The organism is Roseivirga seohaensis (genome assembly GCF_001592945.1).
In the GTDB taxonomy this organism is placed as follows: domain Bacteria; phylum Bacteroidota; class Bacteroidia; order Cytophagales; family Cyclobacteriaceae; genus Roseivirga; species Roseivirga seohaensis.
In genome coordinates, this window is the sequence record NZ_LRPB01000023.1 from 275,938 (window position 1) to 291,760 (window position 15,823).

Genomic DNA, 15,823 nt, shown 5'->3' on the forward strand with positions numbered 1-15,823 from the left:
TCTTCATTAAGTTAGTAGTTTATTTGTTTAAAACCCGAGGAGTAGTTAACCTCGGGTTTTTTTATGCTCTATTCCGAAGGGTGTTTTTGGCACATTCCCTCCTCCATTATTAAATACCATATAACAGGCTAACTTCGAATAGTTAAAAATCATATGTAAACATCTAGTGACAATCATCAGTTTTAAAAACATGTTATTAGCGAAAACTAAAATTGCATACGCAAGCTTAATTTCATTTTGTAAATTGGTCGCATGAATACAGCCTCTTTTACCATTTTCGTAGTTGAAGATGATGAATGGTACCGAAAACTTCTGGTATATACCCTTGAATTAAACCCAGATTACCGCGTAGTAGCTTTTGAAGATGGAAAATCTTTAATGGATGCTCTTAAAGAAAAGCCACAGGTAATAACTCTGGATTATCGCCTGCCAGATACCAATGGAGAAGACCTTTTGAAAAAAATAAAGGAGATCGCTCCTGAAATCAAGGTAATCATCATTTCAGAGCAAAGCGAAATAGATACTGCTGTAGAGTTACTTAAAAATGGCGCTTACGATTATATTACTAAAACCAAAGACATAAAGGATAGGCTACACAATGTAATCAAACACATTCGTGAGCACTCTTCCTTACAAGAAAGAATAGAGACCCTTCAATCAGAAGTTGAGAAGAAATACGATTTCCAGAACTCAATTATTGGGCAAAGTGAACCTCTGAAAAAAGTGTTTGGGCTCATTAAGAAAGCTACAATTACCAATATCTCCGTAATCATTAATGGCGAAACTGGTACTGGAAAAGAGCTTGTAGCCAAGGCCGTTCATTATAATTCTGAAAAGAAAGAAAGCCCATTTGTAGCTGTAAACATGAGTGCTATTCCGAAAGAGCTAGCAGAAAGCGAACTCTTTGGTCATGAAAAAGGAGCATTTACTGGTGCCGCCAATCGACATATTGGAAAGTTTGAGCAAGCCAATGGCGGAACACTCTTTTTGGATGAAATGGGCGAAATGGACAAAACCCTTCAGGCCAAAATATTAAGGGCACTTCAAGAAAAAGAAATTACCCGAGTAGGAGGAAAAGAGGTGGTTAAAATCAATTGTAGAATTGTAGCCGCCACCCATCGCGATTTACTGGAAGAAGTTAAGGCTGGCAATTTTAGAGAAGATTTATATTATCGCCTTTTCGGGCTCACTATTCACCTTCCTCCTTTGCGCGAACGCGGGAAGGACATCATTGTTCTAGCCAAACACTTTATTGATGAATTTTGTAAAGAGAATGGTTTGGGTAAGAAAATCTTATCGTCAGACGCTTCTAAAAAACTGTTGGGCTATGGCTACCCAGGAAATATCAGAGAACTAAAATCTGTGGTGGAACTTGCTGTGGTAATGTCTGAAGGCGAAACCATCCAACCTGATGACATCACCTTCGGCACTAAAGATGTAATTGCTGAAATGTCGGGTGAAGAAATGAGTTTAAAAGAATACAACCAACGCATCATTCAGTTGTATTTAAAGAATTACGATAACGACATTAAACTGGTGGCCCAAAAATTAGATATCGGTCAGTCAACCATTTACCGAATGCTCAAAGAAATCGAAGAAAAGAATTAGCCAAAAACGCTTCAAACTTTATTCATTTTGACAAAAACGCTCTCAAAAGTAGAGCGTTTTTTATTTTTATCCATTCTACCAAACTGATTTACAATTACTTACATCTAATTCTTATCGTGGCTTTGTTTTGGCATAATACAAAGCACAAAAGAAAAATTAGTATTAACACATATAAATCAGTAGCCATGAAAATTCAAAATTCAAAAACAAGCAAAGCGCTTTTAGCGTTAGCAGCGTTCGCCACTGTAGGTCTGGCGTCTTGCAGTAATGGTGAAAAACAAAAAGTAATCGAAGAACAAACCGTTTCTATTCAAGAAATGAAAAGCGAGATTGCTTCTAGGGATTCCGCCTTTAACGAAGTGTTAAATATGCTTAGTCAGGTAGAAGATCAGGTAGCAACGATTGTTGAAAAGGAAAACCTAATTGCCAATGCCCAAACCGGAGACAATGCCGATAACAAAGACAAGCTTCTGAAAGAACTTACTTTGATCGATAATTTAGTAGCGCAGTCGAACGAAACCATAGAAAACCTAAAAGGAAAGTTGAGAAACACTGATTTGAAGTTATCTGGATTTCAAAAACGAATCAATCAGTTGACTGAGGATTTGGAACAACGAAGCGTTATGATTGCCGACCTAAGAAGCGAAGTGCTTAGAAAAGATGAGCAAATCAATATGATTGCAAGCAGATATGACTCCATTCAAGTGATATCGACAAGCCAGGTAAGAGAAATCAATACTAAAGATCAAGAAATCGAATTACTAACTTCTGTAAATGACGATTTGAATACTGTTCACTATGCGGTGGGTAGCTTCAAAGACCTAAAAGAAAGAGGTTTGGTTTCTAAAGAAGGTGGTTTTTTATGGTTTGGAAGAACAATTGATTTAAACGAATCTGCCTTAGGCGATGAGTATATCGAAACTGATATTCGCGAGTTTTCTAAACTTCCGATAGAAGCAGATAAAATTGAATTGGTTACCGAACACCCTGCCGATTCATATGTAATCGTTCAAGACGAAAACGAATCAAACATTAAGTACTTAGAAATTACTGACCCTAAGAAATTCTGGCAAGTATCTAAATACTTAGTGATTTCAACAAAAAGCTAGTGCCCCTCCTCAACTGAGCAATAGCCAGCAAGAAAAGTAGGCTCCTTAACCGGAGCTTACTTTAAACACTAAAATATACAACTATACTAAAAATTGAGAACCATGAAAAAGACAAATAAACTATACATAATTGCCCTATTAATGTTACTTATGGCATCAGCGGCAAAGGCCCAAACAGGTTTTACTGTAGGCGCTAATATTTCAAATCTATATGTAGATGATGTAGATGACGAAAATGCAAAAGTCGGTTTAAACATTGGTATTTATAATCGAATCAAAATCACAAACTTCTTAGGCATTCAGCATGAATTCCTATACGCTCAAAAAGGAGCAGCACTGCAATACGATAACTTTCTTTCGGGCAGCGGCACATACAAATACAATCTTAATTATATCAAAATGCCGGTTATGCTCAGCGCCAATTTGGGCAAGCTCAACTTACACGCGGGCCCTTATGTAGGCTTTTTAGCTGGTGTTAAAATCAAAGATGTAGACGGTGATGGCTCTATAAACAGCATCCAGGAACTAGACCGAGACGACTTCAACACTTTAGATTATGGTGGAGTAGCAGGTTTAGGCTACGATTTTGACGGAGGTATTTTAGGAGTAAGATATAACTACGGTTTCCGAGAAATCGGTAAATCAGGCTCCTTCGCTGGAGAAGCCACAAGCGAAGCAAAAAATTCGGCATTAACAGTCTATATCGGCTTTCATTTTTGATGGTTCTTTTGAAAGCCATATGTGTAGGGTAGGGTCTTAGGACTCTACTCTTATTTTATGCCCAAAAACTATCGTTCTTATCAGTTATAGTTTTTTAATTTTGGCCATGCGCAAATTAAAAAATGACGAACTCGACAGGCTAACGCTCGAAGAATTCAAAATCACCGAAAAACTTCCGCTTGTGCTTATTCTGGATAATGTCCGTAGCATGAACAATGTCGGTTCGGCCTTTCGTACTTCCGATGCTTTCGCAATAGAAAAGATTTACCTCTGCGGCATTACCGCCCAACCTCCCCATAGAGAAATCAACAAAACCGCCTTGGGTGCTACCGAATCCGTAGATTGGGAACATGCAGAAAACACGGCAACACTTTGCAAAAATCTACAGCAACAGGGCTACAAAGTATTGGCTGTAGAACAAGCCGACAACAGTACTTCATTAGAGAACTTTAAAATTGAAGAAGGCCAAAAATATGCCCTTGTTTTTGGAAACGAAGTTTTTGGGGTTGAAGATGATGTAATCGATGTTGCTGATGGCTGCCTGGAAATCCCTCAATTTGGCACCAAACATTCGCTAAACATTTCGGTTAGCATTGGTGTGGTGTTATGGGATTTGACCCGTAAAATAAAGTTTGGGTAACTCATTTTTGCTTAAATTCACCTTTCAAAAAGCCTGATCATATGAAGCAAATTAGCAACAAAGGAAAAGTAAACCGTTTTAAGTACTTGCTGTACTTCTATCTGCTTTTTGTGGTGTTTATTTTTGTGTACAAATATATAATCAGACCCGATTTACCAAGCCTGATCTTATTGGTTGGCTTTGCCCCTATTTTTGGATTTTTGTCTAGTTTGGTCAATTGGCCGCTATATGTTACCGCTATTGAAACTGAAAATGGAGTGGCCATCAGTACTAAAAAACTATTCTCTAAAAAGGAGAAATCTATTTTGGTGACTAAATATAACTTTGATAGTTACTACGAAACCGATCACCTCCACATAGGACTAAACCTTTTAGACAAAGACGACAAACTTCAAAAACACAAACTGCGCATTAGCTGGCTGCGTATTAAAGACCTTCGCGCTTTGGAAGAAAAGCTAAGAGAAATTAATCCTTATGCCCCTGTGAAGTAATTTGAGCTTGCTTAGACTGAAAACCCAAACAAGCTCATAATTCCATTTACTCATACTTCAAGCTCTTTACAGGATTTGCCGCTGCGGCACGGAACGAATGGTAGCTTACTGTAAGCAAAGCAATAATTACGGACGCAAAACCTGCCATAATATATACTCCTACGCCAATGGTTGCCTGATATTCGAAAGCCGACAAGAAATCGGACAAGAAGAAGTAAGACAAAGGCACAGCAATTCCAAAACCCAAAAGCACCAGCAGCAGAAAATTTTTGGCTAAAAGTATAATCAAATTGCCAATTCCAGCCCCCAACACTTTACGGATACCAATTTCCTTGATGCGCTGCTCTGCCGCAAAAGAAGCCAAACCGAAAAGCCCTAAAAGTGAAATAAACACGGCAATTAGGGTGAAAATATTGGCCAAAGTACCAATATCAGTTTCTCTACGATAGAGGTTTTCATATTGCTCATCTAAAAACTGGTACTCAAACGGATATTGTCCATTCACTTCTTTAAATACCTTTTCTATATAGTCCAGCGTAGCTTTGGTGTTAGCAGTAGTGGTTTTCAGAAACATTACGCTCGATGACTCTGGCCTTAAACTGATCACCAAAGGATCAATTTTATTATGCAGCGATGCAAAATGGAAATCCTTTACTATTCCAACTACCCGACCTTGTCTATCCCAAAAAGTAATGGGCTGATTCAATGGGTTTTCTACATTCATATTTTTGGCCGTTTGCTCATTTATAATCACATTGAGCGTGTCGCTCACCAAGTTTGAATCAAAAGAACGACCCTCCTTCATTTCCATTCCTAAGGTTTCAATAAAGTCATTGCTTACTTCAAGTACCGTAAATAGCACTTCACTTTCGGGGTCTTTTCCTTCCCACGAAAAACCTCCTGAAGTAGAAGTTCCAATATTAATCGGGGAATTACTAGCCGTAGATACATTCAAAATATTAGGGTTTTCGAGCATTTTAGCCTTAAAAAGCTCAATCTTACTTTCGTTCTGAAGTTCGCCTTCCAACGGAAGGTAAATGATGTTCTCTTTGTTATAGCCTAAGTTGATGTTTTTTACATAAGAAATCTGCTTATGAACGGCCAAAGTACTGATGATCAAAAAAATGGAAATCAGAAATTGAAAAACCACCAAACCTTTTCGAATTCCATTGCTCCAACCTGAAGAACGAAAACTGCCTCTCAATACTTTTATGGACGAAAAAGAGGAAAGAAATAAGGAAGGATAACTACCTGCCAAGACACCCACCACTAAGGCAATTCCCACAAGAAAAAAAAGATTATTGATGTCTAACAGAGAGAATGCCATGGCCTTACCCGTAAAATCATTCAAAGATGGAAGCAAGAGCATAATGGCCAAACCCGCCAATAGTGTAGACGCCAAAGCCATAATTACCGATTCTCCCATAAACTGGGCAATGAGCTGACCTCGGGTAGAACCTACCGCTTTCTTTACGCCAACTTCTTTTGCCCTTTTTGAAGACCGAGCCGTAGCCAAATTCATAAAATTGATACAGGCAATGACCAAAATAAAAATGGCCACATAGCCAAAAAGTCTCACATAGGTAATTCTTCCTCCAGCCTGAACACCATCTTTATATCTTCCGTACAGATATTGATCTCCTATATTTTGAATAAAAAGTTCCACTACAGAACCTTCATTCTTTGTTTTTACAAAATCCTTAATTTTTGCATTGAAAGCCTGAGCATCTACTCCTTGATGAAGTTTAATATAATCTCTAATGCCATTGTTTCCCCAATCTTCTAACCACTGATGAGTTCTAAGCCATGGACCCTCAACGGGCAATACAAATTCAAAATCAAGGGTTGAGTTTATTGGTGGGTCTATAAATACACCGCCAATTTTGTATTCCCCCCAACCGTTAACCTGAACTGTTTTATCCAAAACCGCAGTGGTCTTAAACATTCGTTCCGCAAAACTTTCAGAAATATAGACCGCTCCCGGTGTCGTTAAACTATTTTCCTGATTCCCCTCAATAAATGGAAAGTCGAAAACATGAAAGAAGTCTTCGCTGGCCACCCTGCCTTGGGATTTATAGGATTGGTCTCCAGTAATAAATAGACGCTCTTCCTCCCAACTCACTTGAGCGATATATTCCACTTCAGGCATTTCGGCCTTAAAAGCATCTTTCAAAGGGCCAGGATTTGCGGTAGTGGTAAGTACATAGCCACCAGAATAGCGCTGATGTTCCATTACCTGATAAATTCGATCCACATCTTTATGAAAGAGATTAACCGACTTTTCATCTTGGATATAAAGGAACAGCATTAGGCTTGTTGCAATGCCAACAGTTAGCCCCGAAATGTTTAAAAGGGAATAGCCGCGCTCTTTCCAAAAGACACGCAGCGCAGTGGTGATAATGTTCTTGACCATGGTTTTGTTGATTTGAGTTACTAGTGAGACGAGGTTATGCGTATTTCATTACTCCATAGATGTGAAAAAGTAACAAGGGTTGCACTCAGTCAAACTGAAATAGACATGTTTAGTCTTTTGACAAAATTATCCTCGATTATTTAGGCTCTGCCAATATTTATTCAGAATCATTAAATCTTTGTCTGAATTTACTGCAGAAACCTCCGGCCTTACTTGGCACATGTACTTTCTTTCACTCGAGAAGTAGTTGGACTCGTATTCCATTTTTACTAAACGAGCTTGAAAAATCCTTGCTCCTACGGTTAAATTTATGGCATTTTTACCTGAGTTTATTAATTCGATTGAGAGACAACCTGTATATCCTGGCTGAACAATAGTTGATAATGAAAGCCCCAATCTAGCGTATGAACTCCTCATATTAAGTATAAGGCAAATATTCTTTGGAAGCCTTAGGTATTCTAGGGTAACTCCCAAAATGGCCTGATGAGGGTGCAGTAAGAAAGTCTCCCCAGGCCTTCTCCTAGTTTTATGAAAAAAGGTATTAAACGATCTCGCTGTCTCATCATTATTTAAAGACCCATCCATAAAGGCTTCCCTTCCTTGTATTGAAACCAAAAAATCATACCCTAAACGTAGATCAATAGTCATTTCACCTATTTGTTCAAGAGATAGAGTTGGACTAATTACTAAGTCCCCTGATCCTTTAAGCGCTAATATCTCTTCTCTTTGTAGATACATTATTCAGAGAATTTTTCCCAATTACTTACTAGAATATGATTTCCAATTGACTTTTCAATAAGATTATTTACTAAGTGATATACTTGTGTACGATTTAGATCGAAACCCATGTCATTTTTATCTTTAAATCCTACCCAGCTATTGAGCCAAATATTCCAACCATAAGTGAATAAGTAATGCAATTGATCATTGTTTTCTATATCAACTGGGATTAGGCGTTCAAAATTATCCGAATCAAAAGTTTCGTATCTAACCTTGAGTTCTTTAATGTCTGATGTGCATTTCAAAACAGCATGCTCAAAAAGAGCTAAAGGGAATGATTTTTCTTTTTTAAGAAAGGTATCTACCATTCTTATTCTATTTGTTGTTGATGGATGTGTTTGGGAATAGTTGGTGTTACTTTGCGTAAGGTAATTTAAATAATGATTTGAACAGGAATGGATATACTGAGATGCAAATAAGTCGCAAAAGTATTCGGCTAAGTGACTCATCAACACATGAACTGTTGTCCCATTTCTATAATAGTCTAATAATAAAGGATCTTTGATATATGGAAAGTATTCTACAAGTTCATTTAAATTTGCTTCAGGTATTTGATTTAAGCTTAACCTACTTAAGAGATCCTCGTAAATGGCCTTGGAAATGTTCAGTTTGTAATCAACAAAATGCCCAAGCTCATGATATAATACAACATTGGCTAGGTAGTCTCTATCCAAATGAGCAGGAAGGTTTATTTGAATTAGTCTTGATTTAAACTCAATACCATAGACCGAATTAATCAGGTTATAAATTTCTTCATTAAAGGCTAAGCTTGGATCAAAACTAAAATTATGTATATCGTTAACTAAGGAAGTTACGATTAAAAAATCTTCCTCATTATCAATCCAGTCGCAAAGGGCTAACTCAAGACACTTTACAATTTCAAATGGGATATGATTTAGGGTACTACTGTTGAGAAATTCTAAACTTTTAAAGAAGAAGTCACAGATCACTTTTCTTTTAAGTAGCTCCGGTTCGTCCAAAAGAGAAAAATCTTCAACACTAAGTTTAGAGTGCAGAATCTTCAAATTACTGTGATATTCATTCTTCTTTGCATCCGAATAAATATTTTCTTTTGAATACCTCCAAGCTGATGATAATTGTGTGAAGTGAAGATTTAGAAGCTTGTTATCCACCAAATACTAGATCAAGTTCACATTACTTTGTCTTTCAAAGATTTCAATTATGTATTGATAATCTTTATTGTTTAACGAATTAATGTCAATGTGCTTGAAATAATCAGGGTCGGATTTTTTCAAGTATACAATGATTGGGTAGCGATCTCTATCTATGGTATAAAAGTCCTTATCACCATTTAAAAGTGAACTAGTTTCTTTTATTACATTGTTTACATCTTCCCTGTAACTATCATCCCCTTTTATCAGGGATTTCAAAAAGAGATGAAATAAACCAATTTTACTGCTTTCTAGTGTATGTGAGTAAAACATATTTTTTTGGATTAAATTATTGTTAGCAATACTCTTAATCTCCAGAAATAAGGTGTACAAATGTTGATAACTAATGATTACGTTTTTAAAACGCTCTTTCTAGGTTGTTATTGGATATAAATGTATGATTTATATATAACAAGTTATCCACATTTTTAAGTTTACATGAAATATTTTCGGCTTGTCATTTATTTTTTTCACAAAGGCATTGCATATTCAAAGGCCTTGTTTAAATTTGCACTCCAATTCGCTACAAGAGCGATAAACAAGTACTGAAATAAGCGAGAGTAGCTCAGCTGGTAGAGCACGACCTTGCCAAGGTCGGGGTCGCGGGTTCGAATCCCGTCTCCCGCTCATAATATTAAGAAGCGTGATCACGATCGCGCTTTTTTACTTTAGAGCCAATAGGTTTTAAAGACTACCAAAAAACTTGACTATCTGATAGTCGATGCCGGAGTGGTGGAACTGGTAGACACGCAAGACTTAAAATCTTGTGACCATCTGGTCGTGCGGGTTCAAGTCCCGCCTCTGGTACAAAAGCCTCGGAGAAATCTGAGGCTTTTTGTATTTTATCCAACCCATTACCCAAACTGATTTTCCATCCAAGTAATAGAACTAATAGACACGCAGGACTTAAAATCTTGTGACCATCTGGTCGTGCGGGTTCACTCCGAAGCATAATAGGGTTATCTCAAAAGTCCCATATTTCATAAAAAGGTATTTTTAAGGCCTGAATTACATTACAGTACGACCGTTCTTTGTAAGCAATCTACCTTTGCTTAAACATTAAAACTTTTTACCGATAACTTGTAAAAATGAAGGATTCAAAAACAAAGAAAGAACCAACTCTTGATAACAAGAATTTTCCTGACCCAAATCAAACATTTCCACTCAAAGGGTACGAGCAATTATGCTTCTTAAAAAACATAATTCAAAACCCAAACATCATTGTGGGCGACTTTACCTACTATCACGACTTTGAAGATGTAAAAAACTTTGAACGAAACGTAAAGTATCATTTCGATTTCACTGGCGATAAATTGTTTATAGGAAAATTCTGCATGATTGCCTCAGGAGTGAAGTTTATAATGAACGGAGCAAACCACCTATCAGATGCCATCAGCTCCTTCCCTTTTGCTATTTTCGAAGGCTGGGAACACGCTATGGACGGAAAGGCATATCCCTTTAAAGGAGATACCCATATTGGAAATGATGTTTGGTTAGGTAATGATGTAACCGTTATGCCCGGGGTGACAATAGGAGATGGAGCCATTGTAGGGGCAAATTCTGTAGTAACCAAAGATGTTCCTGCTTATAGTATTGTTGGGGGCAATCCGGCAAAAATTATTAAAATGAGGTTTAGTGATGAACGCATTAAAGAATTGCTAAAAATGGCTTGGTGGAACTGGCCCATTGAAAAAATCAGTGCCCATGTATCTGAGCTAACCGGTAAGGATTTTATACTAAATCAGGCATTGAAGACATCAGAAAAAAAGGAATAATAGCGCTCTCTTAGAAAACCTCAAAAGGTGCGGATTTACGCTAAAAAAGTACGAAAAGGTAAATCAAGACGATAAGCCCCTTTATCCATTCCATTTTTGAGTTACAGTCAGCCCGAAGGCTATTTCAAACTCAAAAACAAAAACATTATGAAAACAACGTTCAAACTAAGTGTGATGCTTATCATCTTCATCAGTGCATGCTCACCAAAAATTAATTACATCGGTAATCAATTCAACCCCACCTCAGAAGTGGAGTTATTTTTCGACTCGAAAGACATTAAGCGTGAATATACGGTTATGGGTTTTATGCAAAATGAAGGTCGAGAATTCGCTAATGACCCAGAAGACATTAAAATTGCGCTAATCGAAGAAGCCAAAAAAAGAGGTGCAGATGCGATTCTTTTTGGCGATGGTTACCAAGAGCTAATAAACAGCACTGATGGTATAGGCTTTGGAGAAAAAATAGGAAACGGTGATGTTCTTGGGCTCAATTCAGGTTTCGTCAATCGTGTAAAAGTATTCAAGGTTAAACTGATCAAATATCAGTAGTGCTTTTATTCACAAAACAGGTAGTTAAGCTCATTTCTTGATTTTAACTACCTGTAAAAACACATAAACAAAAAGATTTTTCAGTACCATCAAATTGCTTTTCAAGCCACAAAACCTACTTATAGCCACTTTCTTCAAACGGGATAAAGAGAAAATAAAGAAGGTATTTAGAGTTTAAAAAAACACTTTCGTATTTTCGGTCAAGGATCAATTAATTTCCCCTTGATTAACCAAAAATCCATAGCTGTTCTTCCGTTCAACAACCTAAGCTCTGATCCTGAGAATGAATATTTTTCGGATGGTATGACGGAAGAAATAATCAATGCGCTAAGCAAAGTAGAAGGCTTGCAAGTAACTGCGCGTACTTCTTCATTTCTATTCAAAAACAAGAAGGAAGATGTTCGCCACATTGGAAATAAATTAGGCGTTTCCACGGTTTTAGAGGGCAGTATTCGCAAATCTGGCGACCGAGTAAGAATTACTTCTCAACTGATAAGAACAGATAACGGCTTCCATATTTGGTCGGAAAATTTTGACCGTAATCTCACAGATATTTTTGAGTTTCAGGATGAAATTAGTTTACTAATTGCTGAAAAAATCAGAGAGACTTTCGGTCACCTTGAAATTAATGAGCATTTAGTTTCTCCTTCAACCCAAAACATTAAGGCTTACGAACTTTTCTTAAAGGGAACTTACCATTTTAAAAGAAAGGATTTTGATGACATTCAGCTGGCCTTAAAGCTTTTTGAAGAAGCCGTTACGCTCGATCCAAATTATGCCGAAGCCTACGCTTACATGGGTGAAACATACATTCATATGAGCGGCTTTAATTTATTAACACCAGAAGAAGGTTTTAAAAATGCCCGAAAATCTGCCGAAAAGGCCATAGAAATTAACAAAGAAGAGGCACGCGCCTATAAAGTGATTGCCAATGTTGACCTTTTTTACGACTGGAAATGGGATGAGTCCATCGCGGCATATAATATGGCCATCAAATATGGAATGACCTCAGATAATGACTTCATTTCTTACTATTACATCTTCATTCAAAAAGATTATGAACTGGCCATTAGTATAGCAAAAGAAACGGTAAGCAAAGACCCCCTACATGCCATAACCTATTGGCAACTTGGTTTATGCTACTATTTTGCCCAGCAATTTGAACCTGCATTGGAGGCCTTTAAAACGAGCATTCAGCTAGACGAAAGTTTTGCCGAATCTATGCGATGGGCTGGCCTAGTTTACGCCTGTTTAGGCGACTTTGAAAACGCTTTTGATTATGTGGATATGGCCTTAAATAAAATGCAGGGTCAAGGCCTTGCTAATATAGACCGCCTTAGTATTCGTATTCTCAGTGGTGAAAAAGAAAATGTAATCGAGGATATTGAAAACCTAAACACGCCAGATCCTTGTGATAAGGCTCAGTTATATAGTCTCCTGAAAATGCCAGAAAAAGCAGTTCCACTTCTAAAGAAAGGCTTTGAAACTCGCTCTACCATGCTGGTTACCTTAAAACATTATTGGATTTGGGATAATATTCGTGAAGATCTAGGTTTTAAAGAAGTGGTGAAAGCCATGAATTTTGGCGACCAAAAAACGCACAAACCTCATCAACAAACCTCTCAGTTGGTTCCGGTAAATAACTATGGACTAACAGAGGGCGATATTGAACAGATTATGAAAGCCCTTAATGAAGCCATGAATCATGAAGAGCTTGTTACAGACCATCAATTATCATTAAGAAAACTAGCAGAGTTAATCAACCTCCACCCTAACAAATTATCATGGGTTTTGAACGACCAAATGGGTAAGAACTTTAATGAGTTTATCAACGAACACAGATTAACACTTTTTCAACACAAAGCTAAAGACCCCGCCAACAGCCATTTTTCAATTCTTGGCTTAGCTTATGAAAGCGGCTTTTCTTCAAAATCAGTTTTTAACGACTTCTTTAAAAAGAAGATGGGCACCACTCCAAAAGTTTGGATGAAGCAGTAATATAATGACTGATACAAGTATTAAGGCAACCCCACTTAACAGATATCAGGTACTAATAACGGTAATCATAGCCTTACTCTTGTTTACCATTGTGGTAGACTACATGTTACTTTCTGCCCTAAGCGCCATTCTTTTACCTGCGCTTAACTTAAGTACTGAACAATTTGGAGCCTTGGCTAGCGCCTATGCTTTCAGTGCTGCCATCTCCAGTTTTATTTCAACGGGTTTTGCCGATCGGTTTAATAGAAAATCATACCTGCTCTTCTTTTATTTTGGTTTTATACTAGGTATCGTTTGCTGTGCCTTGGCTCCCTCATATTGGGTTTTATTAGCAGCCAGAATAGTAACTGGCATTTTTGGTGGAATCGTAGGTTCTACCTGTTTTGCAATTATAGCCGACCTTTTTCTGCTCAACCAAAGGGGACGAGTTATGGGCTTTGTTCAAATGTCGTATGCTGCTGGCCAAATCGGTGGTTTACCATTGGCCATTTACGCAGCGAATACATTTACTTGGCAAGCACCATATTGGATTATTGCTTTTTTAGGTTTAGCAATAGGTCTGGCGTTGGTTTTTTTTATGCAGCCGCTAACAGAGCACTTAAAGCAAGTTCAAAATCAAATGCCTTGGCAAAAAGTGCTTCAAGTAATTCACAAAAAAAACCATTGGAATGTATTTTTGAATAACGCCTTTCTTGTAATAGGCGATGTGCTCATACTCACTTTTGACGCTGCTTACATGGCCAATAATTTAAAGTTAAGTTTAGAAAAAATACCCCTCGTTTATGTAGTAACTGGTGGTGTTACTCTACTATTTGGCCCTATTTTCGGTAGGCTCTCCGACAAACTCGGTAAGTTGAAGGTTTTTACTTTTGGAACTGTGCTCTCAATCGGGGCGATTGCCATGTACTCTAACCTGCAACAAGCTACTTTTGCAATGATAATAACCATTCACGCCTTGCTATTTATCGGTATCAATGCCCGAATGGTATCTTCTACAGCCCTAGGAATGGAAGTGCCAAAACTTAAAGACCGAGGTGCCTTTATGGCTTTTGACTCTTCAGTACAGCAATTGGCCAGTGCCCTAGCCGCAGCATTTGCTGGCCTTGTTCTCTACACAACTACAGACGGTTCTCTAAGCCGCTATTGGTTACTAGGCCTTATCGTAATTTCTTTTATGCTCGCTACCCTGTTTTTCATGCAACGCATACAAAGCACTATTCACAAGGCGTAGAATTCCTTTTATAAGAAGTCCTAAATTTCATTCCACAGCACTGTATATACTAGTACGGACGATTAGAGTCTGCCTTTGCGAGACATTTGAAAGAAAAAGCTCTATCGCAGTTTATCCACAAGGCAAAAACAACAGCTAGAATGTAGGCTTTGAACAGGACTATGATTCAGAAAAATAAAAAAGTCCGACTTCTCATAATTGAGGACCTGAAATAAAACCTCGGACGATTACGGTTCATAGGCTCACCAATTTTGAACCATCAAATTTTTAAAGATCAAAAACTATGAAAACAACAATTAAGCAATTATTCATTTTAGTCATCATCGCATTGGTTACGGCATGCAGCGATGACGATAAGCCAATACCAGATTATACAACCGCTGAAGCCTTATTAGAAGAGAATGGTTTTCAAGGGAGTATACTTATTAGAAAAGGAAACACCGACTTTCTAAGAAAAGGATTTGGAATGGCCGATGCGCAAGAAAACATCACCAATGATCCTGGCCTAACTTACCGAATTGGCTCTGTAACCAAAACTTTTACAGCCATGGGGCTTGCCGCTCTAAAACGCGATGGACTTATTGATAGCTACGATCAGACCATAAGCGATTTTGATGATGAGTTTCCCAATGGAGACAAAATTACTTTAAGGCACTTGCTCACTCATTATTCAGGTATTCCTGACTATACAAATGCTGTGGAAGAATCGAGCATATTTTTCACTCCAAATGACATATACGATTTACTAAAAGAGTCTGCCGAAACAGACGGTCTTCTGTTCGAGCCAGGTTCACAGTTTGCCTACTCAAATTCAAACTACCTCATTTTAGGTTTATTGATAGAAGCCCTTTCCGATATGAGCTATCATGAATACCTACAATCCAAAGTATTCGGTCCGCTTGGTTTGGAAAACACAAGAAAAGGCGAAAATGAAATTGAAGGTGAAAACTTTGCAAAAGGTTATCAAAATGGTGTTGAGGTAGCTCCTTATCAAATGCAAATTGCTTACAGCGCTGGCGACTTAATAAGCACCATTGGTGACCTTGAAAAATGGGGTGATGCAATGATGGGCGACAGCTTTATTTCCGCAGCAGAGAAAGCAGAAATATTTGCCGAACCACATTCAGAAGATAATTTCTTTACCCCAGGCTTAGGCTGGTACACCATAAAAGTAGACGGTACGCTCATTTATAACCATGGTGGAAATATTGACGGTTTCACTTCAATCATCGCCCTACTTCCAGAAACCAACAGCATGATCATTATGCTCAGTAATCAAGATAGCTGGGAGCCAATTAATGAAGTATTAGATGCCTTAATCATCAACGAATTTTAAT

At 37.7% G+C, this 15,823-nt stretch carries 14 protein-coding genes and 2 tRNA genes; 12 read left to right on the forward strand and 4 right to left on the reverse strand.

The window, feature by feature from the left end; genetic code table 11:
* The first annotated feature begins 252 nt into the window (after positions 1-252).
* The 5 genes from AWW67_RS07655 (at position 253) to AWW67_RS07675 (ending at position 4,568) form a co-directional block, all read left to right on the forward strand.
* Positions 253-1,608, forward strand: coding sequence for a sigma-54-dependent transcriptional regulator (locus AWW67_RS07655; protein ID WP_062300928.1), 1,356 nt, complete (start codon positions 253-255; stop codon positions 1,606-1,608).
* A 185-nt stretch (positions 1,609-1,793) separates the two neighbouring features.
* Positions 1,794-2,717 (forward strand): Cbp1 family collagen-binding glycoprotein adhesin, encoded by a 924-nt coding sequence (locus AWW67_RS07660; protein ID WP_141655401.1) that lies wholly within the window; start codon positions 1,794-1,796, stop codon positions 2,715-2,717.
* Positions 2,718-2,819: 102 nt separating this feature from the next.
* Positions 2,820-3,437 carry a porin family protein gene (locus AWW67_RS07665; RefSeq protein WP_071387096.1) on the forward strand — a complete coding sequence of 206 codons (618 nt, stop codon included), beginning with the start codon at positions 2,820-2,822 and terminating at the stop codon, positions 3,435-3,437.
* Between the two features lie 106 nt (positions 3,438-3,543).
* Complete coding sequence (locus AWW67_RS07670; protein ID WP_062300931.1) at positions 3,544-4,077, forward strand: RNA methyltransferase; 534 nt, start codon at positions 3,544-3,546, stop codon at positions 4,075-4,077.
* Between the two features lie 41 nt (positions 4,078-4,118).
* A complete protein-coding gene (locus tag AWW67_RS07675) occupies positions 4,119-4,568 on the forward strand; it encodes a hypothetical protein (RefSeq protein WP_062300932.1) in 450 nt (149 codons plus the stop codon).
* Between the two features lie 46 nt (positions 4,569-4,614).
* On the opposite strand, the gene AWW67_RS07680 is transcribed toward AWW67_RS07675, so the two are convergent.
* The 4 genes from AWW67_RS07680 to AWW67_RS07695 all read right to left on the reverse strand — a co-directional run bounded on the left by AWW67_RS07680 (position 4,615) and on the right by AWW67_RS07695 (position 9,206).
* Complete coding sequence (locus AWW67_RS07680; RefSeq protein WP_071387076.1) at positions 4,615-6,981, reverse strand: ABC transporter permease; 2,367 nt, start codon at positions 6,979-6,981, stop codon at positions 4,615-4,617.
* Between the two features lie 126 nt (positions 6,982-7,107).
* Positions 7,108-7,719: a dCTP deaminase gene (gene dcd, locus AWW67_RS07685; protein WP_062300934.1), complete on the reverse strand. Its 612-nt coding sequence runs from the start codon at positions 7,717-7,719 to the stop codon at positions 7,108-7,110.
* Entirely contained in the window at positions 7,719-8,894 is a 1,176-nt protein-coding gene (locus AWW67_RS07690; protein WP_071387097.1) for a hypothetical protein, read from the reverse strand. The genes dcd and AWW67_RS07690 overlap by 1 nt, the downstream gene beginning before the upstream one ends.
* A 6-nt stretch (positions 8,895-8,900) precedes the next feature.
* Positions 8,901-9,206, reverse strand: a complete 306-nt coding sequence (locus AWW67_RS07695; protein WP_062300936.1) for a hypothetical protein — start codon at positions 9,204-9,206, stop codon at positions 8,901-8,903.
* A gap of 281 nt (positions 9,207-9,487) precedes the next feature.
* Between AWW67_RS07695 and AWW67_RS07700 the strand changes: the two genes are divergently transcribed.
* The 7 genes from AWW67_RS07700 to AWW67_RS07730 all read left to right on the forward strand — a co-directional run bounded on the left by AWW67_RS07700 (position 9,488) and on the right by AWW67_RS07730 (position 15,822).
* Positions 9,488-9,560: transfer RNA gene (locus tag AWW67_RS07700), tRNA-Gly, on the forward strand.
* A gap of 96 nt (positions 9,561-9,656) precedes the next feature.
* Positions 9,657-9,740, forward strand: a tRNA-Leu gene (locus AWW67_RS07705).
* Positions 9,741-10,021: 281 nt separating this feature from the next.
* On the forward strand, positions 10,022-10,708 hold the full coding sequence (locus tag AWW67_RS07710) for a CatB-related O-acetyltransferase (protein WP_062300937.1): 687 nt from the start codon (positions 10,022-10,024) through the stop codon (positions 10,706-10,708).
* A gap of 147 nt (positions 10,709-10,855) precedes the next feature.
* On the forward strand, positions 10,856-11,257 hold the full coding sequence (locus tag AWW67_RS07715; RefSeq protein WP_141655402.1) for a hypothetical protein: 402 nt from the start codon (positions 10,856-10,858) through the stop codon (positions 11,255-11,257).
* Between the two features lie 222 nt (positions 11,258-11,479).
* Positions 11,480-13,255 carry a helix-turn-helix domain-containing protein gene (locus AWW67_RS07720; protein ID WP_062300939.1) on the forward strand — a complete coding sequence of 592 codons (1,776 nt, stop codon included), beginning with the start codon at positions 11,480-11,482 and terminating at the stop codon, positions 13,253-13,255.
* Between the two features lie 4 nt (positions 13,256-13,259).
* A complete protein-coding gene (locus tag AWW67_RS07725) occupies positions 13,260-14,486 on the forward strand; it encodes an MFS transporter (RefSeq protein ID WP_062300940.1) in 1,227 nt (408 codons plus the stop codon).
* A gap of 283 nt (positions 14,487-14,769) precedes the next feature.
* Positions 14,770-15,822, forward strand: coding sequence for a serine hydrolase domain-containing protein (locus AWW67_RS07730; protein WP_062300941.1), 1,053 nt, complete (start codon positions 14,770-14,772; stop codon positions 15,820-15,822).
* Position 15,823 lies beyond the last annotated feature (1 nt).